Genomic DNA, 22921 nt, shown 5'->3' on the forward strand with positions numbered 1-22921 from the left:
AAAAGGGGCTAATTAAATTAGCCCCAGTATAAAATAGGTTGATTATTCTCCTGCAGGAATAAGAATATATCTTGCAGTTAGGTCATTGAACCAGATATCATAAACTCCTGCGGTTACAGGGATATTTGGATCATTTGCATTGGCACCCTGACCGCTGATTGGTGTACTTGCACCCCAGCTAACATCCCATGCGTTGTTTGCTCTGAACTTAAGTTCACCGTCAAACAATTCCACGTCATTCATGTACCAGATGTGAGAATCAAAATCTGACTGGGTCATATCCATATCATCATTCCAACCTTCGTCTGTACCTGTAGTAGCAGTACCAATAATACCTACCATATCGTACATTGTTGCTGCAGAAACATCCATAGCTTCGAAAGTATAGGTCATGTCTTCAGTGTTTAATGATAGCGTGTAGTATGCGTCATCTTCTACTGAAAATGCAGCCGGATCATCACTATCACCTGTATTTACACCCAAAGTTCCGTCGGTACCACCCCATTGCGGTTGCCATGCTCCAGGAGTTTCAAGTAATTTGAAACCTTCTACACCATCACCACCAGCAAATCTTCCAGTAAAGTTGAAAATGTTGTCATTTTCAGGATCTCTGAACATTGGCGTATTGTTATTGTTGTTGTTCCATCCAGCGGCAGTTGCATCTCCTACAAAGAAAAGATTCATTTTTACTGAATTTTCTTCTTCTTCGATTACCGCTTCAGGAAGTACAACTCTTAGAGACATTACTTCAGAAGTTGCGTTAAGGCCGTTGCTTCCATCAGTTCCGGCATAAGCGCGAACTCTGAAGTAGATATCTCCTGCATTTGGCATTTCGGTTTCAGGATCGTTATCCAAACCTGCTTCCGTAGCCAAAGACATTAATTGGCTAACAGTAACTCCAAGATTATTTTCTCCCGTCGTTCCAATGATATTGAATGAAGAAAAGTCTGCATCAGAGGAACCCTGAAGTTCATAAGTAACAGTGGTTGGAGCATCAAAATCAACTTCACTCCATACAAATCGCTCAGCGATATTGTTGGCAGTTTCAGAAGTGAGGGTGTAAGATTCTGCGGTAGAGCTCATAAACACGATCCCTTCTGGATCAGGTTGAGCTGTAAAAACCACATCATCATCATGTTCACAGGATGTAAATCCTACGAATGCGATCATTATTAATAAGAAAATTGAAAACTTTTTCATTGTTGTAATAGTATTTTGTTAGTATCCTGGATTTTGTGTCAAATTCGTGTTCACTCCCAGATCTGAAGCCGGGATCGGCATTAGATCTCTAAAAGACTCTGTAGTAGTTCCCTGTGGGACACCACCTTTGAATGGCCATACACCACCATCAGAGAATTGTCCAAATCTTATAAGATCGGTTCTTCTGTGTGCTTCCCAGTAAAGCTCTCTCGCTCTTTCTTCCAATAGGAAGTTAAGGGTAAGATCTGATGTTGAGATATTGTTACTGTCATTGTTAAAAGCTCTTTCTCTCAACTCATTGATATAATCTACAGCTGTAGATTCGCTTCCTCCACCACCTCTAACTACGGCTTCAGCATACATTAGGTAAGCATCTGCAAGGCGGAACATAGGGAAATCTGTATCTGGAAAATCTCCTGTAGGGTCTGATCCTGCGTTTCCATTCACATCTACGTTCTTATATTTAGCAACGGCATAACCATCAGTGAAATTGGAAATATTACTGATCTCTTTAGACTGTCCATCTGTATAGAAAATAGCTCTTTCATCAGCTACTGTTTCAATATCATCATCTTCATTCTCAAGGAAATCATTGATAAGGGCAGAAGTGGTTCTTAGACCGGCCCATCCACCGTTAATTCCAAAGTTATCGGGATCCATAGATCCTCCAACTGCTGCATGGATGATAAAGGTCATTCCTCCATAAGCCTGAGTGTTGATCCCGTCAAAAGTGATCGGGAAAATGATCTCGCTCTGTGCTCCGTTCATATTGTTATCTGCAAGGAATAACTTCTGGTAGTCATCAACTAAAGTAAATCCTGAGTTGATTACCTTTTCAGTGTAAGTGATCACATCTGAAGATCTATCAGATCCAGTGTACTTTTCTGAATTCTGGTAAAGTTTTGCAAGTAACATCCAGGCTGCTGCCTGATCTGCACGGCCATATTCATTAGTGCCGGCAGCGGCTAGTTCACTCTCGATCGCTAAAAGTTCATTTTCAATATAAGTGAAAAGCTCTGCTGAGTTTGTTTGCTCCGGAAGGAACGCACCAACAGGATCCTGCTCTGTAACGAAAGGAGGATTTCCATAAAGGTCCAGTGCATGCCAGTAGCTTAATGCTCTCAGGAATCTTGCTTCTGCACGATATACCTGTATATCTGCCTGTGTTGCAGCATCCACACCACGACCTTCAACTACTGAAGTTTCAGTTTGTCTAAGGAATTCGTTAGACTGTGCGATCTGGTACATAATTCTGGAATACATTGTACGAATAAATTCGTTTCCTGATGTCCAGTTCTGATTATGTAGATCTTTGATCGTTCCATCATTCCATCCAATAACTGCTTCATCTGTTGTAAGTTCCTGTACCATCCAGTACAACCGCATGTATTGTGAGAATCCTTCATCTAATCCAGAAAGATCGGCATCACCGGCAGGACCATCCTGACCACTAATTGCAAAACCTGCATATAGCTTAGCCAAAAACTGTTTGTAAGCTGCGGGGTCTTCAAAAGCTGAAGCCGCAGTTTCCCTGTTATCCTCGGGAGTTAGTTCCAGATCGCTTTCGCATGACCATAGAACCGCCATTCCGAAGAGAATAAGGAAAGTAGATTTAAATTTATTAAACATAGTTCTAGTAATTTTTCTATTATTCATTAAAAAGCAAAGTTCAATCCAAGTACGAATCTTCTTGATCTTGGGTAGAAGTTGTTATCAATTCCACCGAAAACTTCAGGATCAAGCCCATCGTAATCTGTGATCGTAAGCACGTTTGTTGCAGTTAAAGAAGCTCTGAAATCAACTTTTTCTCCTGGGATCGTATATCCAATACTTACGTTATCAAGTTTCACGAAATCTGCAGCCTGCAAGTAGTAATCTGAGAAGAACTGACTGTTTACAAAACCTGATTCCAATACATTCGAGTTAAAGTTCGAGTAGTAATTTTCAGGAGTGTTTGTTCCAGCTTCTATAAAACCATTTGCAGATTGCGTGTTGTTATAAATATAATTTCCAAAACTTCCTCTAAAAGTAAAGCTGAAGTCAAAGTCCTTATAGTTCATGGTGTTGGTAAGACCCATATAGTAATCTGGTGTCGCTTTCTTGTATGGCTGCTTATCTGCTTCTGTGATCTGGTTATCACCATTTACATCTACATAGGCACCTTCAATTGGCTGCCCGGCATCATTATAAACCTGTCTGAACACAAAGAAAGTAGTAGGATCAAATCCTTCTTTCCAAAGCTGAATGTTGTTTCCAACACCACCACTAATTCCACCCTGTGGGATAAAGAAGTTTGCATCATCACCCAAAGAAAGTTCTGTGATCTCTAATTCCTGGAAGGAAATGTTATAACCTAAGGTCCAGTTGAAATCTTCAGACCTGGCGATATCACCACTTAATCCAATCTCGATACCTTTACTTACAGTCGTACCAACATTCGTTAGTAATTGATCTGAAAGGTTAGCTCCTGCTGGTACTGGTACGGTTGCGATAAGATCTTTAGTTTCTCTGTAATATCCATCCACAGAACCACTCAATCTATTATCGAATAGACCAAAGTCTATACCTGCGTTATAGTTGATAAGACTCTCCCATTTGAGGTCTTCATCATACTCTTCAGGTCTAATAGTACCAATGAACTCATTTCCAAATTGGTATCTCGCACCACCCTGACTAGGTGTGTAAAGACCTAAATACCCATAGTTTCTTCCAATTTCGTAGTTTCCGGTTTCACCGTATCCACCACGAAGCTTCAATTCATTAAGGATTCTTGAATCTTCAAGAAATTCTTCATTATGAATTTTCCAACCTATAGAGGCTGCAGGGAAATATCCCCAACGATTGTCTGGAGAAACTCTAGAAGAACCATCGGCACGAATACTACCAGAGATCAGGTACCTGTTATTAATATCGAAACTAGCTCTCGCGAAGTAAGACTCTAAAGAGTTCCTGTTAATATCTCTTGGAAGTGCTCTAATTTGATCCTGCTCAGTTCCAAAAACATTGCTAGTAGAGTAAAATTCCTGGTAAGAATGACCTGCTGTTACATCAACATCTGTTTCAAAGAAACCAAGTTCTGTTTTATAGTTTAAATAAGTATCAAGAAGAAGGTTACGGTTTATATTACTATAATCTTCGAATTGATCGATATTAGAAGTGTTGGATGCTGCAAATACCGGAGTAAATTTATCCCCATCAGCTTCAGCATAATCAAAACCAGCACTTACTACTGCTTTAAGACCCGTTAAGAAAGGAACTTTATATTCAGCATTCAGGTTCGTAATAGAACGCCTGGTCTGGTTCTGGTCTGTGGTTTGCTCTAAAAGAGCGATCGGGTTTCTGGTTGCAAGATTTTGTTGCGTGATCTCACCTCCTGAAAGTCTGTTGAATTCAAAGAATCCACCAAATGGAAGGGTATCATCATAAATAGGTTGAGTAGGATCGAATGCTACTGCAGATCCAATGGCACCACCATTCGAAAACTTGTTCTTATCTAAAGAGTTCTTCGAAGTAAGAGTCAGTTTTAACGAATTGTCGAAAAGATCCTGGTTCAAAGAGATATTAAAAGCATTACGCTCGTAATAATCTTTTCTGATAACTCCAGTTTCAGCAGTATGGTTAAAGTTCAAACGATAGTAGAAATTCCCGATACCCTGTGTAGCTGTAAAGTTATGAATAGCTCCTACTGAAGTTTCATAGATTTCATCCTGCCAGTCTGTATTTGCATTTCCTAATAAAGAAGGATCTGTACCTTCAGTATTGTTGATCAGGTTTCTAAACTCATCTGCATTTAAAACGTCTACTTTATCCAGAACATTCCCAACAGAAGTTTTTAGATCATATGTAAACTGAAATGGAGAATCCTTTTTACCTTTTTTGGTTGTAATAAGAATTACCCCGTTCGATGCTCTGGAACCATAAATAGAAGTGGCTGCAGCATCTTTTAATATAGTGAAATCTTCGATTTCATTTGGGTTTATAGAATTTAGCGCGTTTCTTGAACCGGCAACTCCACGTTGATCCAAAGGTACACCATCAACTACGATCAAAGGATCGTTAGAAGCCGATAGTGAAGAACCACCACGTATTCTAATAGTTCCTCCCTGTCCTGGAGCTCCACCACCCGGGGTGATCTGTACTCCGGCAGATTTACCAGCGATCAGCTGTTCCGGGGCAACAACTGCGCCCTGGTTAAAAGTTTCTGAAGAGATCTTCTCTACGGCTCCGGTCGCATCCTGCTCAGAGGTTGCTCCATACCCAATTAGAACGACTTCGTCCAGCGTAGCAGCATCCTCATCAAGAGTAATGTCTATAGTAGACTGACCTTCGTAAGGAATCTGTTGCGTTACAAATCCTATAAAGGAAAAAACAAGTACGTCTTCATTAGATACATTAGATATGGTATAATTACCATCAAAATCGGTCGTTGTACCATTGCTGGTACCCTGAACAATTACGTTCACACCTGGAACCGGAAGGCCTGTGGCAGTCTCTGTCACATTTCCGCTAACGGTGTTTTGTGCAAAAAAGCTCATTGGTAGCATGAACAGCAAAAACAATGTGCTTTTAATTAAATTCCTCATAAAATTATTATTGGTTTTTGATAAAAATTAACCTTATACTTTTACTTCCTGAGGTTAAATGTATGTAAATTCAAATCCAATATTTGGCGAAACCCAACTATTACTGGGACGAAAACGTTTTCGTGTTGAAAACTTTTTCTTCTTAAGAGATTCATAATCAAATAATGCTAATTTTGCGAGATCGAAAATATATCCCGTCTAAATCACGAATATCCGAATAGAATGAAGCCCAAACTAACCCTGAAGAAAATTGCCAAAGAGCTTGATGTGTCTATCTCCACCGTTTCAAAAGCACTTCGAGACAGCTCGGAAATTGGCGAAGAAACACGTGCCAAGATCAAGGCTTTTGCAAAACACTATAACTATAAGCCTAATAACATAGCATTAAGTCTTAAGAATCGGAAAACCAAGACAATAGGGATAATTATTCCTGAAATTGTACACCATTTCTTTACTACAGTAATTAGTGGAGTGGAAAAAGTGGCCAATGAAATGGGATATAACGTTTTGGTGTGCCTTTCAGATAATTCATTTGACAAAGAGGTTCTGAATATGGAAATGCTGGCGAATGGAAGTACCGATGGGTTTATTTTGTCGCTTGCCAAAGAAACCATGCAAAAAGGGGATTATCATCACCTTGCGGAAGTGATCAACCAGGGAATGCCTTGTGTGCTTTTCGACCGTGTAGCTGAAGATATTTCTTGCGATAAGGTGATCATTGATGATGTTACCGGAGGAAAAAAAGCTGTTCAGCACCTGATTGATATAGGCTGCAGGAAGATCGCTCTTATTTCTACCGTTGATTATGTAAGTGTGGGTAAACTGCGTACGCATGGTTATAAACAGGCTTTAGCTGAAAATGGTATAAGTATTAATGAAGATCTTATTCTCAAGATCGAGGAAATGGAAGACAGCGAAAAGGAAATAGAAGCCTTTCTGAAGGAACGAGACGTGGATGGAGTCTTCGCTGTGAATGAGCATTTCGCCATATCTGCAGTAAAGTCTATTCAGGATCAGGGAAAAAAGGTACCTGATGATGTTTCTGTAATTGGCTTTACAGATGGTGAATTGTCCAAACGATTTATTCCTAGTTTGACAACGGTAAGTCAGCATGGAATGAGAATGGGAGAGGAGTCTGCCCGACTGTTAATCGAGAAACTTGAACGCACACCTACTGAGGATGATTACTACAAAACTATTATTGTTGAGACAGGTTTGGTGTTAAGAGATTCAACAAAATCTGGGAAATAGCCTTTTCGTTTTAAAAAAACTATATCTTTGCCGTAGTTGAAATTTATCAGAACTTATATTTTTACTTCCTACCTTTTATAAGTTGTGATAAGTCATAGTGCTTATCGTAGAACAATTAAAATCACGATATGCAAAAACCCCGTTTAAAGTTTTGGGATATCTGGAACATGAGTTTCGGATTTCTGGGTATACAATTTGGTTTCGCGCTGCAAGGCTCGACCATGTCCCGTATATTCGAAACATTAGGTGCTGAGAAGGATAACATTCCATTATTATGGATCGCTGCTCCACTGGCAGGCCTTATCGTGCAACCAATTATTGGTTATTTAAGCGATAATACCTGGCATAAAAGTTTAGGTAGAAGAAGACCATTCTTTCTTCTTGGAGCCATACTTAGCTCCATTGCTCTTTTGCTAATGCCATACTCATCTGCAGTATGGATGGCAGCAGGATTGTTACTTGTTCTGGATGCCTCCATTAATATTTCTATGGAACCATTCCGCGCTCTTGTGGCAGATAAATTACCAGATTCTCAAAGAAGCTATGGATTCGTTATTCAGACATTAATTATAGGGATTGGAACCTGGGTAGCAAGTAACCTCCCTAAATTCATGAACAATGTGCTTGATATAAGTAATGAAGCCGCTCCGGGAGTAGTTCCAGAGTCAGTTCGAGTCGCATTTATTGTTGGAGCCGTTGTCTTTATAGGTTCTATTCTGGTGACCATCTTCACCACCAAAGAGTACACCCCAGAACAAATGCAAAAATTCGAGGATGGCGATGAACCTGAGAAAGATAAGGGTATGGTCAAAACTATTCTGGGAACCTACGCTCTAATGCCTAAGATCATGAAAAAACTGGGTGTAGTTCAGTTTTTCTCGTGGTTCGCGTTTTTTGCTATGTGGACTTTAGCAAACCCAGCACTTACCAGTCATATTTATAATGCACCGAAACCTCAGATAGAAGAATTCGCCCAGCTGGATAGTGAAGGAGAACTTCAGTATGACGCAGACAGGGTGATTTTATTTCAGGATGACCAGGCGAGATTGGAATATTCAGAACAGGATAAGAGCTACAATGAAGCCAGTGATGATGTAGGATCCAAAATGGGAATCTACGGACTATCTTCCATGGCCTTTGCTTTGCTGCTAACCTTCTATACTTCAAGATTTGCGATCAATCGTAAACTCGTACATATGGGAAGTTTGATTCTAGGAGGAGCTGGGTTTTTATTAATGTATTTTATTCCGGGTGAGCCAGAAATGCTGTATGTATGCTTTGTACTCATTGGTTTTGCCTGGGGAAGTATACTTTCCATGCCTTATGCGATGCTGTCAAGTTCAGTAGCATCATCAAAAATGGGCTTAATGATGGGTGTTTTCAATATGTTCATCGTGATTCCACAAATTATTGCAGCACTTGGAGGTGTTGTATTTCTACAAAAACTTATTGGAGAAGAATCGATCCATGCGATGACCGTGGCAGGTGTATTCCTGTTATTCGCGGCATTTTCAAACTTATTAATTACAGATAGAAAAGCTATTAAATATGACCCAGCATAAAACGAATACAAAAGCTGCCGTAATCTTCGATCTCGACGGAGTGATCGTTGATACGGCAAAATTTCATTTTCAAGCCTGGAAAAAACTGGCTAATGATCTTGGTTTTGACTTTACTCAAGAGCAAAACGAGCAATTAAAGGGAGTGAGCAGAGTGGAGTCTTTAAAAAAGATCCTGCGCTGGGGAAATATGGAACTTTCTGAAGAAGAATTTACTAGACAGATGGCCTTGAAAAATGAGAATTATCTGGGCTATGTGGAAAAAATGGATGAATCTGAAATTCTTCCGGGAGTTAGAAAAATCCTTGACTATTTAAAGCAGAACAATATTCCTTTTGCTTTAGGTTCTGCCAGCAAGAATGCGCGCCGAATTTTAAAGCAGATCAATTTGTATGAAGATTTTGATGCGATCGTAGATGGAACCGATGTTTCAAAAGCGAAGCCAGATCCGGAAGTTTTCCTGATTGCCGCGGTTAAACTTGGTGTACAAGCGCATAACTGTGTGGTATTTGAAGATGCTCTTGCAGGAGTTCAAGCGGCCAATGCAGGAAATATGACGAGTATCGGTATTGGCTCAGCCAGTGTTTTAGGCGAAGCAGATCATGTCTTTAATGACTTTACCGAGATCGAACTAGAATTTATTGAAAAATTATTGAGAAACGAGAAGTAATGAATCAGGATTATATAAAACCGGACGAGTGGTCCATCATTGAAGAAGAATTTGACGCAGGCAGGGTAAAATCCTCTGAAAGCCTTTTCAGTATTGGAAATGGAGCTATGGGACAGCGTGCAAATTTTGAAGAACAGTATTCCGGACCAAGTTTCCAGGGAAGTTACATTGGAGGGGTTTATTATCCCGATAAAACCAAAGTAGGCTGGTGGAAAAATGGTTATCCCGAGTATTTTGCGAAAGTATTAAATGCTCCTAACTGGATTGGAATCAATGTTTTCGTAAACGAAGAACCACTGGATCTGTTCACTTGTAAATCGGTTAAGAACTTTCGTCGTGAATTGAATATGAAAGAGGGAACACTTTCCAGAAGTTTTGAAGCCGAGCTTCCAAACGGAATTGAAGTGGAAGTAAAAGCTTTGCGTTTCGTCTCTATTGTTGAAGACGAGCTGGGATCGATAAAATTTGAAGTAACTCCGCTAAATCAGGATGCTGAGATCAGGTTCGATCCTTATCTTGATGGTAGTATTACTAATACAGATGCAAACTGGGAAGAACGATTCTGGGAAACTCTTGAAGTAAAGGAAGACTCTGAGCGTGGTTATATCGTTAGTAAAACTCTGAAAACCGGTTTCCACGTTGGAACCTTTATGCAGTCTGAAATTTTACTGAATAATGAGAAAGTTGCCACTGAAGCAACTTCTTCAGTTGGAGAAGATCGCATTTCATTTGCTTATAAAGTAAAGACTGCGAAACAGGAAACAGCTGCTATTATAAAGTATGCTGGTTATGTTTCAGATATGAACCATAAGAAAGAGCAGTTAACAGAGGCGGCAGGCAACGTACTTGACTCGGCTACTTCTAAAGGATTTGAATCTTTAAAGAAAGATCAGAAAGAAGCCTGGGCTTCGATCTGGGAAATGGCAGACATCACAATTTCCGGCGATGTTAAAGCTCAGCAGGGAATCCGTTTTAATATTTTTCAGCTTAATCAAACTTATTTAGGAAAAGACGATCGACTAAACATCGGTCCAAAAGGATTCACTGGTGAAAAGTATGGAGGTAGTACCTATTGGGATACAGAAGCCTATTGTATTCCTTTTTATATGGCGACCAAAGATCAGAAAGTAGCCCGAAAACTACTTACGTATCGATATAATCATCTTCAGAAAGCAAAGGAGAATGCAGAAAAACTAGGCTTTTCGAATGGTGCCGCGCTTTACCCGATGGTAACTATGAACGGCGAGGAATCCCATAATGAGTGGGAGATCACTTTCGAGGAGATTCATAGAAATGGTTCCATGGTCTTTGCGATCTATAATTATGTGCGTTACACCGGCGACTTCAGTTATATTCCTGAAAAAGGATTGGAAGTAATGATCGCCGTAGCCAGATTCTGGCACCAAAGATCAAATTTCAGCAAGGATAAGAATAAGTACGTGATCCTTGGGGTGACCGGTCCTAATGAATACGAGAACAATGTTAACAATAACTGGTATACTAACTACCTTGCTAAATGGTGTATCGAATATTGTCTTGAAACAATCAATAAGGTAAAAGATGGTCACCAGGAAGATTACGCGAGAGTGATGGGTCTAACAGATCTCAAGGAAGGTGAATTAGCCAAATGGAGAGAAGTTGCTGAAGAAATGTACTTCCCGTATTCTGAAGAACTCGGCGTATATCTGCAGCAGGATGGTTTCTTGGATAAAGAGATCATCCCGGTAAAAGACCTGGAGAAAAAACATAGACCAATTAACCAGAAATGGAGTTGGGATAGGATTCTTCGTTCCTGTTACATTAAACAGGCAGATGTGCTGCAGGGATTCTATTTCTTTGAAGATCATTTCAGCAAGGAGCAACTCGAGAAGCATTTCGATTATTATGAGCCGCTAACGGTTCACGAATCTTCGTTATCTCCGTGTGTACACAGCATTCAGGCTGCGGTTCTGGGAAGAATGGAACAGGCTTATGAATTTTATGTGAGAACTTCAAGATTGGATCTTGATGATTACAACAAAGAAGTAGAGGAAGGATGTCATATTACCAGTATGGCTGGAACCTGGATGAGTATTGTAGAAGGTTTTGGAGGTATGCGTGTGGAAAATGACCAGTTGTCATTTAAACCACAAATCCCTGAAAACTGGAATGCCTATTCTTTCAAGGTAAACTTTAGAGACCGTATTGTCAAGGTTTCAGTTTCGTCCAAGGGGACCGAGTTCTCTCTGGAAGGATCAGAATCGCTGGATATCCTGGTAAATAATAAGGTGCTTACTTTAGTTCCTAACGAACAAATTACGGCTTAGTAATACTGGCTCTCTTTTTAGAAAGGGAGCCTTTTTTATTGAAATCATATGAGAAATATTTTAATGTTATGTGGTCTGATTATCGGGCTACAGGGATTTGCTCAAATCGAGCGCGTGGAACCACCAAACTGGTGGACAGGTTTTGAACAGGATAGTTTGCAGTTAATGCTCTACGGTAGTAACATAAGCGCTGCGGAAGTATCTTCAAATTACCAGGGAGTTGAAGTGCTGGGAACTGAAAAAGCAGATAGCCCGAATTATTTATTCGTAAATCTTGTAATTACTGAAGCTGCCAAACCTGGAAGCATGAAACTGAATTTCAAATTTGAAGACGGTTCTTCTGAAGCTATTGATTACGAATTAAAAAAACGCGAACAGGCTGCTGAAGATTTCGTAGGATTTGACAATTCTGATGCAATCTACCTGATCACTCCAGACCGTTTTGCTAATGGTGATTATAGTAATGATGTAAACGAAAGTCTTAACGAGAAAACTATTGATCTCGAGGATGATTATGCCCGCCATGGCGGTGACATTCGTGGAATTATAGATCATCTTGATTATATCGATGATATGGGATTTACTGCTATCTGGTCTTCTCCGTTATTGATCAATGACATGAAGTCCGGCTCTTATCACGGTTATGCAATGACCGACTTCTATAAAGTAGATCCACGTTTTGGAACTCTGGAAGAATATAAAGAACTGGCACAAAAGGCAGACGAAAGAGGTATCAAATTGATCATGGATATGGTGGCAAACCATAGTGGAGTTGAGCATTGGTGGATGGATGATCTTCCATTTAATGACTGGATCAACTACCAGGAAAAGTTTGAAAATGATGAGCAGTTGATTTATTCTAATCACCGTAGAACTGCGAACCAGGATCTATATGCTTCCGAAGCAGATAAAAAGGTGATGAGCAATGGTTGGTTCGTGGAAACAATGCCCGATTTGAACCAAAAGAACCCGTATCTGGCGAAATATATCATTCAAAACAACATTTGGTGGGTGGAAACTTTGAAGCTGGGAGGTATCAGGCAGGACACATATCCTTATCCAGATATGGAATTCATGAGTGAATGGGCCGGAGCGATCATGAAGGAATACCCGAACTTCAACATTGTTGGGGAAGAGTGGTCTAATAATCCACTGCTTATTCGTTACTGGCAGGATGGTATTGAAAATGGATATGATTCTAACCTGAAGTCTACGATGGATTTTGCCATGCAAACTAATATCGTAAGAGGACTGAATGAGGAATCTGGCTGGGACACAGGATTGCAACGTTTATATGACGGGCTGGCGAACGATTTCGCTTATGCTTCACCTGAAAATATTATGATCTTTCCAGACAATCATGATATGAGCAGGATCTATACTCAGCTTAATGAAGATGTGGAAAATACGAAGATGGCGCTTAGTTATATTCTCAGCCTTCCGCGTATCGCGCAGATTTACTACGGAACTGAAATCCTTATGAACGATACTGCAAAACCAGGTGATCATGGTCTTATCAGGACCGATTTTCCTGGTGGCTGGAAAGATAGCAATAAGAACGCATTTACCGGTGAAGGACTTTCCGAGGAAGAAAAAGATATGCAGAATTTCCTTAAAACGATACTGAATTATAGAAAGTCCAGTAATGCCATTCAGGAAGGAAATCTGGTACATTTTACACCACAAAATAAAATCTACCTCCTCTCAAGAACTTCTGGAGATGAGACGATCGTGCTTATCCTCAATAAAAATGAAGAATCTGTAGATCTGGATCTTTCCAGGTTTGCTGAACTTGAACTTGAAGGAATGCAGTTTCAAAACCTTTTGACCAACGAAAAAATAACCTGGGATAAAAGCCTGAAACTTCCATCACGTGGAGCATATTTTTTCACAACAAAAATGAATAATTCAAACTAATACACATGAAGAAAATAACCTTTATACTGGCTCTTATGATTCTATTTGTTTCCTGTAGGAATGAAACAGATCAGCCAGAGAATGCAGAGAATAAAACTGCTAAAGACTCACTGGCGCCAGTGAATGACGAGATGCTCGAGTCGGCTATAATTTATGAAGCGAATATCAGGCAGTACTCGCCAGAAGGTACTTTTGATGCTTTTACCCAGGATATTCCACAGCTTAAAGAACTTGGAGTAAAAGTGATCTGGTTAATGCCAATGTATCCTATTTCCATGAAGAAAAGGAAAGCGACCGGAGATAAATCCATTGAGGATATTGAAGATCCGGAAGAGCGTAAAAAGTATCTGGGAAGCTATTATGCAATTTCAGATTATAAGGCGGTAAATCCAGATTTTGGCACCATGGAGGATTTTGATGAACTGGTTCAAACTGCCCATGAAAATGACATGTATGTTATTCTTGACTGGGTGGCAAATCATACCGGCTGGGATCATGCATGGATAGAAGAGCATCCAGAATATTATACTAAAAATGATAAAGGTGAGATTACAGATCCTATTAACGATGCAACCGGAGAACCATGGGGCTGGACAGATGTTGCTGATCTAAATTTCGATAACGAAGGTTTAAGAGAAGCGATGAAAAAAGACATGCTTTTCTGGATCAAGGAACACGATATTGATGGTTACCGTGCAGATGCTGCGCACTCGGTTCCTACAGATTTCTGGGAAGATATCGCTGCTGATCTGCGTGAAGTAAAGCCGGTTTTCATGCTGGCTGAAGCAGAAAGTTCTAAAGAATTATTTCACAATGCTTTCGAAATGGGATATAACTGGGAAGGTCACCATATTATGAATAGTATCGCGCAGGGAGATAAAACTGCCAAGGACTGGGATGATTATATGCAGAAGGTTGATTCTACGTTTCAGGAAGATGATTACCTGATGAATTTTGTAACCAATCATGATGAGAATTCATGGGCTGGAACCGTAGAGGAAAGAATGGGAGATGCTTCGGAAGCGATGCTAGCCATGACCTATACATTACCGGGAATGCCTTTGATCTATAGCGGACAGGAATATGATATGAATAAAAGACTGGAGTTTTTTGTAAAAGATACCATTCCGAAGAAAAAAGGGAAAGTATATCCATTACTCGAAAAACTTGGTAAATTAAAAACTTCCAATGTGGCACTGCATGGAGGGAAATCGGCTGCCTCTTATAATGATGTTGAAACATCTGCAGATGAGAAGGTGCTGGCGTTCAAAAGAGAGAAGAATGGAGAAACTCTTTATTATATAGCAAATATGACTGCGGAACCTATAGAATTCTCAGCAGAAATTGAAGGTGATTTTACAGATTATATGAGCGATTCTGAAATGAAACTTACTAAAGATCAACAGATGAGTTTTAAGGGCTGGGAATACCGAATTTTGATAAATAAGTAATTAAACTGCCAATAAATTGAAAAAAGCCACATTATTGTGGCTTTTTTTATTAGTTATTAACCGAAAACGTTTTAGTTTTTTCCGAAATTAGGTAATTGGTTTGAAAGAAGTTAGCTTTGAGGGTAATGGTTGAAAAAATTAGAAACATCGCTGTTCTAACTTCCGGAGGAGATGCTCCGGGAATGAATGCTGCTATAAGAGCAGTTGTTCGTGCCTGTTCATTTCATGATCTTGAGTGTACAGGAATATTTCGTGGTTATCAGGGGCTTATCGAAGCAGATTTTGAGCCACTTGATGCACGTTCAGTTAGAAATATAATCAATAGAGGAGGGACTTTTCTAAAGTCTACCCGTTCCAAAGAATTTCAGACTAAAGAAGGTCGTCAAAAAGCATACGATAATCTCAAAGCAAACAATGTAGATGCGCTTATCGTAATTGGTGGAGACGGTACTTTCACCGGTGGACAACTATTCAGTAAAGAATTTGGTTTTCCGGTAGTGGGAATTCCTGCAACCATTGATAATGATATCAATGGAACCGACTTTACTCTGGGTTACGATACTGCTTTGAATACAGTCGTTGAGGCGATCGATAAGATTCGTGATACGGCAAGTTCTCATAACAGGTTGTTCCTGGTAGAAGTGATGGGACGTGACGCTGGTGATATCGCTTTAAATAGTGGTATTGGTGCTGGCGCTGAAGAAATTTTGATACCTGAGGAAAATCTGGGTGTGGAAAGATTACTGGATTCTCTTAGAAAGAGCAAAAAGACTGGTAAAACCTCCAGTATCATCGTGGTTGCAGAAGGAGATAAGAGCGGGAAGAATATTTTCGAACTCGCCTCATTTATAGAAGAGAACCTCGATGAATACGAAGTAAGAGTTTCTGTTTTAGGTCATATACAGCGTGGAGGTTCTCCAAGTTGTTTTGATCGTGTTCTGGCTAGTAAGCTAGGAGTTGGAGCAGTAGAAGCTTTGATGAACGGAAAAACTGAGATCATGGTAGGAATTCACCACCAGAAAGTCGTAAACGTAGATTTACTAACGGCGATTAAAGGTGAAGCAAAAATAGATAAAGAATTACGGAGGGTGGCAGACATCACTTCGGTATAATTAAAAACCAAAGAAAATGAGTACTAAAATTGGAATTAATGGATTTGGTCGTATTGGAAGAATTGCTTTCAGAATTGCGGCGCAAAGCGAAAAAGTAGAAGTTGTAGCTATCAACGATCTTCTTGATGTAGATCATTTGGCATATTTACTGAAGTATGATTCGGTTCACGGAAAATACGCAGGTTCTGTTGAAGTTAAAGACGGAAGTCTTATCGTTGACGGAAACAAAATTAGAGTTACTTCAGAAAAGAACCCGGCAGACCTTAAATGGGGTGATGCAGGAGTTGATGTAGTAATGGATTGTACTGGAATTTTTACAGATCTTGACAACGCACAGGCTCACCTTGATGCTGGTGCTAGAAAGGTTGTAATTTCAGCTCCTTCTAAAACTGCTCCAATGTTCGTAATGGGAGTAAACCACCAGGACGTAAAGGCAGATCAGAATATCGTATCTAATGCTTCCTGTACTACTAACTGTCTTGCACCACTTGCAAAAGTGATCGATGATGAGTTTGGTCTTGTAGAAGGATTAATGACTACTGTTCACGCAACTACATCTACTCAATTTACTGTAGATTCTCCATCTAAGAAAAACTTCAGACTTGGAAGAAGCGCAATGGCGAATATCATCCCAAGTTCAACTGGAGCTGCAGTAGCAGTAACGAAAGTAATTCCTTCTCTTAAAGGAAAACTTACTGGTATGGCATTTAGAGTTCCAACTACAGATGTTTCTGTAGTGGATCTTACTGTTAAGACTGAAAAGTCTACTAGTTACGAGGAGATCAAGGCTGCTTTCAAAAAGGCTGCTGAAGGAGATTACAAAGGTGTAATTTCTTATACTGAAGAAGAAGTAGTAAGCCAGGATTACGTTTCAGATCCACATACCTGTAATTTTGATGCTGGTGCTGGTATCGAACTTAATGACAAGTTCTTCAAGCTAATCGCATGGTACGATAACGAGTATGGATATTCTTCTAAGCTTGTAGATCTTGCAGCTCACGTAGCTTCACTATAATTCATTCTGAATAAAAATAAATAGCAGTTCGGTGTTACAGCTGAACTGCTTTCTTTTCAATTTAATCCATCTCAGAACATGATATTGATTGCCGATGGCGGGTCCACAAAATGTGACTGGATCTTACTGAACAATGAGGGTGAGCAGATTTTTAAAACCAGAAGTAAAGGTTTAAATCCTGCTGTTTTTAAGGAAGCTGTTCTTGAAGAACGTCTTGCCGAGAATCCTGAACTTGCTGAAGTAAGAGATACGATCGAAAAAGTACATTTTTATGGTGCCGGTTGCGGTACACCTACACCTACTGAACTTCTTAGAAGCATCATCGCGAACTATTTCACGAATGCAGACGAGGTAGAGGTGATGGAAGACACCGTAGCAGCTGTCTATGCTGCGACTACCGAACCTGGGATCGTATGTATTCTTGGTACTGGATCTAATAGCTGTTATTTTGATGGTGAAAACATTACTCAGGCAGTTGCTTCTCTCGGCTATATTCTAATGGATGAGGCCAGTGGTAATTACTTCGGAAAAAGACTGATTCGTGATTATTACTATAAACGAATGCCTCCTGAAATTGCTGAAAAATTTGAGCAAAAGTTCGACCTCAATTCAGATACCATTAAGATGAACCTTTATCGCAAGGATAATCCTAATACGTATCTCGCACATTTCGCAGAATTTATTTTCACGAATGAGCGTAATGGATACTTCTATAAGTTATTACATGAAGGTCTTTCAGATTTTGTTCACTCGAGAGTGATGAGCTATCCACAGGTGACATCTGTTCCTGTACATTTTATAGGTTCTATTGCATATTTTAGTCAGGATATTATAAAGGCAGTTTTACAACCTTACGGGATTGAAGTTGGTAATATCGTGAGAAGACCAATTGATGCATTAATTGAATACTACCGTCAAAATGTGATCGGTAAATAGTACAACTCATTTTCATAAATTAGAAAAGACTCGCAGATTGCGGGTCTTTTTTTTATGAAAAATTTGGCTATACAACTCACTGAAGGTGTATCACTTGTAAGTTTAAAATGTACATTTAGCGGCGTTTAACGACCCTACATATTATGCGATTTTATGCTTGTAAAAGTTTATGGAAGTGCTGTTTTTGGTGTGGATGCCACCACGATCACTATAGAAGTTAATGTAGCTTCAGGTATTGGATACCATCTTGTAGGCTTACCAGATAATGCAGTCAAGGAATCCAGTTACCGGATAACCGCCGCCCTGCAGAATAACGGTTATAAATTACCAGGGAAAAAGATCATCGTAAACATGGCACCGGCCGATCTAAGGAAAGAAGGCTCAGCTTATGATCTTAGTTTCGCCATGGGCATTCTGGCCGCATCTGAACAAATAAAAGCGATCAATATTTCAGAATATATAATAATGGGCGAATTGTCCCTTGATGGCAGCCTCCAACCTATTAAGGGAGCACTTCCAATCGCAATTCAGGCTAAGAAAGAAGGTTTTAAAGGTTTTATTCTGCCTGAACAAAACGCCAGAGAAGCAGCGATCGTGTCAGGTCTGGATGTGTTTGGAGTAAGTAACATCAAGGAAGTGATCGATTTTTTTCACTTAGGTAAGCAGCTGGAACCTACCATCATTAATACTAGAGAAACATTTTTCCAGGATCTCGACAATCTTGAACATGACTTCGCCGATGTGAAAGGCCAGGAATCTATAAAGAGGTGTATGGAGATCGCCGCTGCGGGAGGCCATAATATCATTCTTATTGGACCGCCAGGTGCTGGAAAAACAATGCTCGCTAAAAGATTACCCAGCATTCTACCACCAATGACTCTGCAGGAAGCACTGGAAACTACTAAAATCCATAGTGTGGCGGGACGAATCAAAGATAATGTTGGTCTGCTGGCTCAACGTCCATTTAGGAGTCCGCATCACACTATCTCTGATGTCGCTCTTGTTGGCGGTGGTGGATACCCACAACCCGGAGAGATCTCGCTATCTCATAACGGCGTGCTATTTCTGGATGAGCTTCCCGAATTTAAAAGAAGTGTATTGGAGGTTATGCGGCAACCTCTGGAAGACCGCGAGGTTACCATCTCCAGAGCTCGATTTACCGTTACCTATCCTTCCAGTTTTATGCTTGTCGCCAGTATGAACCCAAGCCCAGGTGGATATTTTAATGATCCCGATGCGCCTGTATCTTCATCTGCCTATGAAATGCAACGATACCTGGGGAAGATCAGCGGACCGCTACTCGATAGAATCGATATTCATATTGAAGTAACTCCAGTTCCATTTGATAAACTTAGCGAAGAACGCAAAGGCGAATCCAGTAAATCTATTCGTGAGAGAGTAAGTAAGGCCAGAAGCATTCAATCTGAAAGATTCCTGGATCTGGAAAATGTGCATTATAACGCACAGATTGGTCCAAGGCAAATAAGAGAGCATTGCCAGTTGGATGATGCTTCGAAGACGTTGCTGAAAACGGCAATGGAAAAATTAAACCTTTCTGCACGGGCTTACGATCGTATTTTAAAAGTTTCCAGAACAATTGCAGATCTTGCTGGTAGTTCTCAAATACAGGGAGAACATATAAGTGAAGCAATACAATATAGAAGTCTGGATCGTGAAGGATGGCTGGGTTAATATCTTGAGTTTTAATTAACGAAACCTTTGTCTGTTTTTTATATTTTTGGATAAAACCTACAAAATCAATCTGTAAATTTCGAAATTCACCGAAAGAGACGCAATAAAAACCAATGAAACAACTCCTTTTAGCCTCCGTATGTTTGCTTATTTTATCCTGTAAAGGAAATTCAGAAGATCCCGGGAAAGATCCGGGAGATACTGACACTTTGATAACGGAGAATATCCTGCCAGATGCACTCAAAACTACCGATAAAGTAACATTGAATATTACTGAAGCTAACAACCTAGCAGAATTACCATTGGCTTGTTTAAATACGGAATACCCTAATAAATTGGGACAAACTCTGGAAAATAAGAATGCGATGGATGAACCTCATGTCTTGCACCCGGCTTTTTACGGATGTTTTGACTGGCATTCGTCTGTTCACGCCCATTGGTCACTGGTAAGTTTGCTGAAGCAGTTTCCGGAGCTTAAGAAGAATGAGGAGATTCGTGAGAAGTTGAAAACCTCTCTCTCTTCAGAAAATATTAAAGGAGAGGTTGCTTACTTCAACCGTAAAGAAAGCACTACATACGAACGTACTTATGGCTGGGCATGGTTGCTGAAATTATCACAGGAGCTAAAGTCCTGGGAAGATCCTCTTGGGCAGGAACTTGCTGCAAACCTTCAACCACTTACAGATCTAATAACTACGCGATTCATTGAATTTCTTCCGAAGTTAAATTACCCGGTAAGAGTAGGAGAGCATACCAATACTGCATTCGGACTTACATTTGCTTATGATTATGCAGAAGCAACCGAAAACAAGGAATTAATGGAAGTAGTTAAGAAAAGTGCACAGAGTTTCTTCCTGAATGACGACAACTGCCCGGTAAGCTGGGAGCCAGGAGGGTATGACTTTATATCGCCCTGCCTGGCAGAAGTAGATATTATGAGAAGAGTTCTTCCTAAAAGTGCTTTTAACCTTTGGATAGAAGATTTCATGCCGCAATTGAAAAACGAAGATTTTGAAATGGAAGTTGGTGAAGTTTCAGATAGATCTGATGGTAAACTGGTTCATCTGGATGGACTGAACTTTAGCAGAGCCTGGATCTTCTCTGGTCTTGCCAATCAATACCCCGAAAAATTCGGTCATTTAAGAGCTTTAGCGAATGAGCATGTGGCCTATTCGTTTCCAAACGTTTCCGGTGACGGTTATGAAGGTGGACACTGGCTCGGAACTTTTGCAATTTATGCTTTGCAGGAATCTGGAAAGCAACCCGTAAAATGAAAAACTTCTTCAGAAATCTAGGTCCTGGAATCCTTGTTTCTGCTGCATTTATTGGTCCAGGAACCGTTACCGTATGCAGTCTTGCAGGTGTGGCCTATGGTTATAGTCTGCTATGGGCTTTACTTGTTTCCTTAATTGCCTGTATCGTGTTGCAGGAGATGTCTGCCAGGCTTGGCCTGGTAACGGGCAAAGGTCTAAGTGATTCCATACGTCAATCCATAACATCTCCAGTATTCCGAATAGTAGCGCTAATTCTAATTTTTTCTGCAATTGTAATTGGGAATGCCGCTTACGAAGCTGGTAATATATCTGGAGCGGTCATGGGTGTGCAAAGTATCCTGCCTATTGAGGAAATATCAATTTCTGGAAATGTTATCAATCTTTGGAGCTTTATAATTGGAGGTTCCGCATTTCTACTGCTTTACCTGGGAAGTTATAAGAAGCTGGAAAAAGTATTTATAGGATTGGTAGTTTTAATGAGTCTTGCTTTTATTATCACAGCTTTTCTCACCCAGCCCTCCTGGGCTGGAATTCTTCAAGGCTTTGTGCCGACATCCATAAGTGATGAAATTCTCACGATCATCGCATTGGTGGGAACTACCGTGGTACCTTATAATTTGTTTTTACATGCATCTTTGGTTGGTGAGAAATGGACAGGTGTCAAACATCTTAAAACTGTACAGAGAGAACTGGTGTTTTCGATCATTCTTGGTGGACTCGTTTCTATGGCTATCTTAATATGCGCAGCTTCTTCCGGATTGAGCTCAATTGATGATGTAGCTGGTCTGGCAGTAGGACTGGAGCCATTGTTTGGAAGTATGGCAACTACATTTCTAGCGATCGGATTACTGGCAGCTGGGATCACCTCGTCCATAACAGCCCCTTTGGCAGCAGCTTATGTTGTGAAAGGTTGTCTTGGATGGAAGGCTGGAATGGCCGACTGGAGGTTTAAAGCTGTGTGGATGAGCATAATTATTCTAGGTGTGTTTTTTAGCTCCCTGGGAATTAAACCGGTCGAGATCATTCAGTTTGCGCAGGTAGCTAATGGAATTGTGCTTCCAGTTATTGCAATATTCCTCTTATGGATCGTCAATCAGGAATCAATTCTGGGTAAATTCAGAAATTCAGCCTTTCAAAACATAATTGGTATCTTGGTAATTGCCCTGGCTATATTCCTGGGCGCGAAATCAATTTATACAGTAATACAGAATTTATGATGAAACAAACCATCCATATAAATTGTGATCTTGGAGAAGGAGGAGAGTTTGACGAGAAGTTAATGCCACTTATTTCTGCCTGCAATATTGCCTGTGGAGGACATGCCGGAAACCTTGAAACCATGCATAGAACTGTAAGGCTGGCTCTTGAAAATAACGTAGAAATTGGAGCTCATCCATCCTATCCAGACCGGGCAAACTTCGGAAGAAATCATATGGAAATGACTGCTGAAGAATTGAAACTTTCCATCGAAGGACAGGTACTAAGTCTGAAGCAAATTGTGGAATCTGAAGGGGGGAAATTAAGTCATGTTAAATTGCACGGTGCTCTCTATAATGATGCTGCTAAAGATAGGAATATTTCCAAAGTAGTAATGAGGAGTCTTGAAGATCTTGGAGATGATTTTAGGCTGTTCGTGCCTGTAAATTCCCAGCTGGGAGAACTTGCTTTAGGCAGATTTGAACTCTATTATGAAGCATTTGCAGATCGAAATTATGAGAAAAATTATGGTTTGGTTCCTCGATCAAAATCGCATGCGATCATCGAGGATAGGAAGATGGTTTTTCAACACGTGAGAAGTATATATAATGAGAACAAAATCCTATTGCAAAACGGTGAATTTTTGGAGGCCCAGGCAAACACATTTTGCGTGCATTCTGATACTCCTTCAGCGGTGGAGATTCTGCAGTATTTACAACGTAAATTAGCAGCGGAAAATATCTATATTAAATCCTGAA

The 22921-nt window shown here is 40.1% G+C and carries 16 protein-coding genes; 13 read left to right on the plus strand and 3 right to left on the minus strand.

Annotation, left to right across the window (positions count from 1 at the left end; all coding sequences use genetic code 11):
- Positions 1 to 42: 42 nt before the first annotated feature.
- The 3 genes from T8I65_RS05205 to T8I65_RS05215 are packed head-to-tail and all read right to left on the minus strand — an operon-like array spanning position 43 to position 5783.
- Positions 43 to 1200 (minus strand): SusE domain-containing protein, encoded by a 1158-nt coding sequence (locus T8I65_RS05205; protein WP_322302340.1) that lies wholly within the window; start codon positions 1198 to 1200, stop codon positions 43 to 45.
- A gap of 18 nt (positions 1201 to 1218) precedes the next feature.
- On the minus strand, positions 1219 to 2829 hold the full coding sequence (locus T8I65_RS05210) for a RagB/SusD family nutrient uptake outer membrane protein (protein WP_322302341.1): 1611 nt from the start codon (positions 2827 to 2829) through the stop codon (positions 1219 to 1221).
- A gap of 26 nt (positions 2830 to 2855) precedes the next feature.
- Complete coding sequence (locus T8I65_RS05215) at positions 2856 to 5783, minus strand: SusC/RagA family TonB-linked outer membrane protein (RefSeq protein WP_322302342.1); 2928 nt, start codon at positions 5781 to 5783, stop codon at positions 2856 to 2858.
- Positions 5784 to 6005: 222 nt separating this feature from the next.
- Here T8I65_RS05215 and T8I65_RS05220 point away from each other — a divergent pair, with 222 nt between their 5' ends.
- The 13 genes from T8I65_RS05220 (at position 6006) to pxpA (ending at position 22920) form a co-directional block, all read left to right on the plus strand.
- Complete coding sequence (locus T8I65_RS05220; RefSeq protein WP_322302343.1) at positions 6006 to 7034, plus strand: LacI family DNA-binding transcriptional regulator; 1029 nt, start codon at positions 6006 to 6008, stop codon at positions 7032 to 7034.
- A 128-nt stretch (positions 7035 to 7162) separates the two neighbouring features.
- Complete coding sequence (locus tag T8I65_RS05225; protein ID WP_322302344.1) at positions 7163 to 8596, plus strand: MFS transporter; 1434 nt, start codon at positions 7163 to 7165, stop codon at positions 8594 to 8596.
- Positions 8583 to 9263, plus strand: coding sequence for a beta-phosphoglucomutase (gene pgmB / locus T8I65_RS05230; protein WP_322302345.1), 681 nt, complete (start codon positions 8583 to 8585; stop codon positions 9261 to 9263). Before T8I65_RS05225 ends, pgmB begins: the two co-directional genes overlap by 14 nt.
- Complete coding sequence (locus tag T8I65_RS05235) at positions 9263 to 11569, plus strand: glycoside hydrolase family 65 protein (RefSeq protein WP_322302346.1); 2307 nt, start codon at positions 9263 to 9265, stop codon at positions 11567 to 11569. The genes pgmB and T8I65_RS05235 overlap by 1 nt, the downstream gene beginning before the upstream one ends.
- A 48-nt stretch (positions 11570 to 11617) precedes the next feature.
- Entirely contained in the window at positions 11618 to 13486 is a 1869-nt protein-coding gene (locus T8I65_RS05240; RefSeq protein WP_322302347.1) for a glycoside hydrolase family 13 protein, read from the plus strand.
- Between the two features lie 5 nt (positions 13487 to 13491).
- Complete coding sequence (locus T8I65_RS05245) at positions 13492 to 14937, plus strand: alpha-amylase family glycosyl hydrolase (protein ID WP_322302348.1); 1446 nt, start codon at positions 13492 to 13494, stop codon at positions 14935 to 14937.
- A gap of 125 nt (positions 14938 to 15062) precedes the next feature.
- Positions 15063 to 16049 carry a 6-phosphofructokinase gene (gene pfkA, locus T8I65_RS05250; RefSeq protein WP_322302349.1) on the plus strand — a complete coding sequence of 329 codons (987 nt, stop codon included), beginning with the start codon at positions 15063 to 15065 and terminating at the stop codon, positions 16047 to 16049.
- 16 nt (positions 16050 to 16065) lie between these two features.
- The gene (gene gap, locus T8I65_RS05255; protein WP_141877294.1) at positions 16066 to 17064 is read left to right on the plus strand and encodes a type I glyceraldehyde-3-phosphate dehydrogenase; all 999 of its coding nucleotides are present in this window, start codon (positions 16066 to 16068) and stop codon (positions 17062 to 17064) included.
- A 78-nt stretch (positions 17065 to 17142) separates the two neighbouring features.
- The gene (locus T8I65_RS05260) at positions 17143 to 18000 is read left to right on the plus strand and encodes a BadF/BadG/BcrA/BcrD ATPase family protein (protein WP_322302350.1); all 858 of its coding nucleotides are present in this window, start codon (positions 17143 to 17145) and stop codon (positions 17998 to 18000) included.
- Positions 18001 to 18153: 153 nt separating this feature from the next.
- Positions 18154 to 19692, plus strand: coding sequence for a YifB family Mg chelatase-like AAA ATPase (locus T8I65_RS05265; RefSeq protein WP_322302351.1), 1539 nt, complete (start codon positions 18154 to 18156; stop codon positions 19690 to 19692).
- A 113-nt stretch (positions 19693 to 19805) separates the two neighbouring features.
- Entirely contained in the window at positions 19806 to 20966 is a 1161-nt protein-coding gene (locus tag T8I65_RS05270) for a DUF2891 domain-containing protein (RefSeq protein ID WP_322302352.1), read from the plus strand.
- Positions 20963 to 22183, plus strand: coding sequence for an Nramp family divalent metal transporter (locus T8I65_RS05275; protein ID WP_322302353.1), 1221 nt, complete (start codon positions 20963 to 20965; stop codon positions 22181 to 22183). Before T8I65_RS05270 ends, T8I65_RS05275 begins: the two co-directional genes overlap by 4 nt.
- Complete coding sequence (pxpA, locus tag T8I65_RS05280) at positions 22180 to 22920, plus strand: 5-oxoprolinase subunit PxpA (protein ID WP_322302354.1); 741 nt, start codon at positions 22180 to 22182, stop codon at positions 22918 to 22920. The genes T8I65_RS05275 and pxpA overlap by 4 nt, the downstream gene beginning before the upstream one ends.
- Position 22921 lies beyond the last annotated feature (1 nt).

The organism is Christiangramia sp. OXR-203, assembly GCF_034372165.1.
Classification (GTDB): domain Bacteria; phylum Bacteroidota; class Bacteroidia; order Flavobacteriales; family Flavobacteriaceae; genus Christiangramia.

Bases quoted from the DNA above. Each gene is read 5' to 3' on its own strand.
- pxpA (WP_322302354.1), top strand. From the start codon at position 22,180: ATGATGAAACAAACCATCCATATAAATTGTGATCTTGGAGAAGGAGGA.
- T8I65_RS05245 (WP_322302348.1), top strand. From the start codon at position 13,492: ATGAAGAAAATAACCTTTATACTGGCTCTTATGATTCTATTTGTTTCC.
- pfkA (WP_322302349.1), top strand. From the start codon at position 15,063: ATGGTTGAAAAAATTAGAAACATCGCTGTTCTAACTTCCGGAGGAGAT.
- T8I65_RS05275 (WP_322302353.1), top strand. From the start codon at position 20,963: ATGAAAAACTTCTTCAGAAATCTAGGTCCTGGAATCCTTGTTTCTGCT.
- T8I65_RS05225 (WP_322302344.1), top strand. From the start codon at position 7,163: ATGCAAAAACCCCGTTTAAAGTTTTGGGATATCTGGAACATGAGTTTC.
- T8I65_RS05270 (WP_322302352.1), top strand. From the start codon at position 19,806: ATGAAACAACTCCTTTTAGCCTCCGTATGTTTGCTTATTTTATCCTGT.
- T8I65_RS05260 (WP_322302350.1), top strand. From the start codon at position 17,143: ATGATATTGATTGCCGATGGCGGGTCCACAAAATGTGACTGGATCTTA.
- T8I65_RS05265 (WP_322302351.1), top strand. From the start codon at position 18,154: ATGCTTGTAAAAGTTTATGGAAGTGCTGTTTTTGGTGTGGATGCCACC.
- pgmB (WP_322302345.1), top strand. From the start codon at position 8,583: ATGACCCAGCATAAAACGAATACAAAAGCTGCCGTAATCTTCGATCTC.
- T8I65_RS05210 (WP_322302341.1), bottom strand. From the start codon at position 2,829: ATGTTTAATAAATTTAAATCTACTTTCCTTATTCTCTTCGGAATGGCG.
- T8I65_RS05205 (WP_322302340.1), bottom strand. From the start codon at position 1,200: ATGAAAAAGTTTTCAATTTTCTTATTAATAATGATCGCATTCGTAGGA.
- T8I65_RS05220 (WP_322302343.1), top strand. From the start codon at position 6,006: ATGAAGCCCAAACTAACCCTGAAGAAAATTGCCAAAGAGCTTGATGTG.
- T8I65_RS05235 (WP_322302346.1), top strand. From the start codon at position 9,263: ATGAATCAGGATTATATAAAACCGGACGAGTGGTCCATCATTGAAGAA.
- T8I65_RS05240 (WP_322302347.1), top strand. From the start codon at position 11,618: ATGAGAAATATTTTAATGTTATGTGGTCTGATTATCGGGCTACAGGGA.
- gap (WP_141877294.1), top strand. From the start codon at position 16,066: ATGAGTACTAAAATTGGAATTAATGGATTTGGTCGTATTGGAAGAATT.
- T8I65_RS05215 (WP_322302342.1), bottom strand. From the start codon at position 5,783: ATGAGGAATTTAATTAAAAGCACATTGTTTTTGCTGTTCATGCTACCA.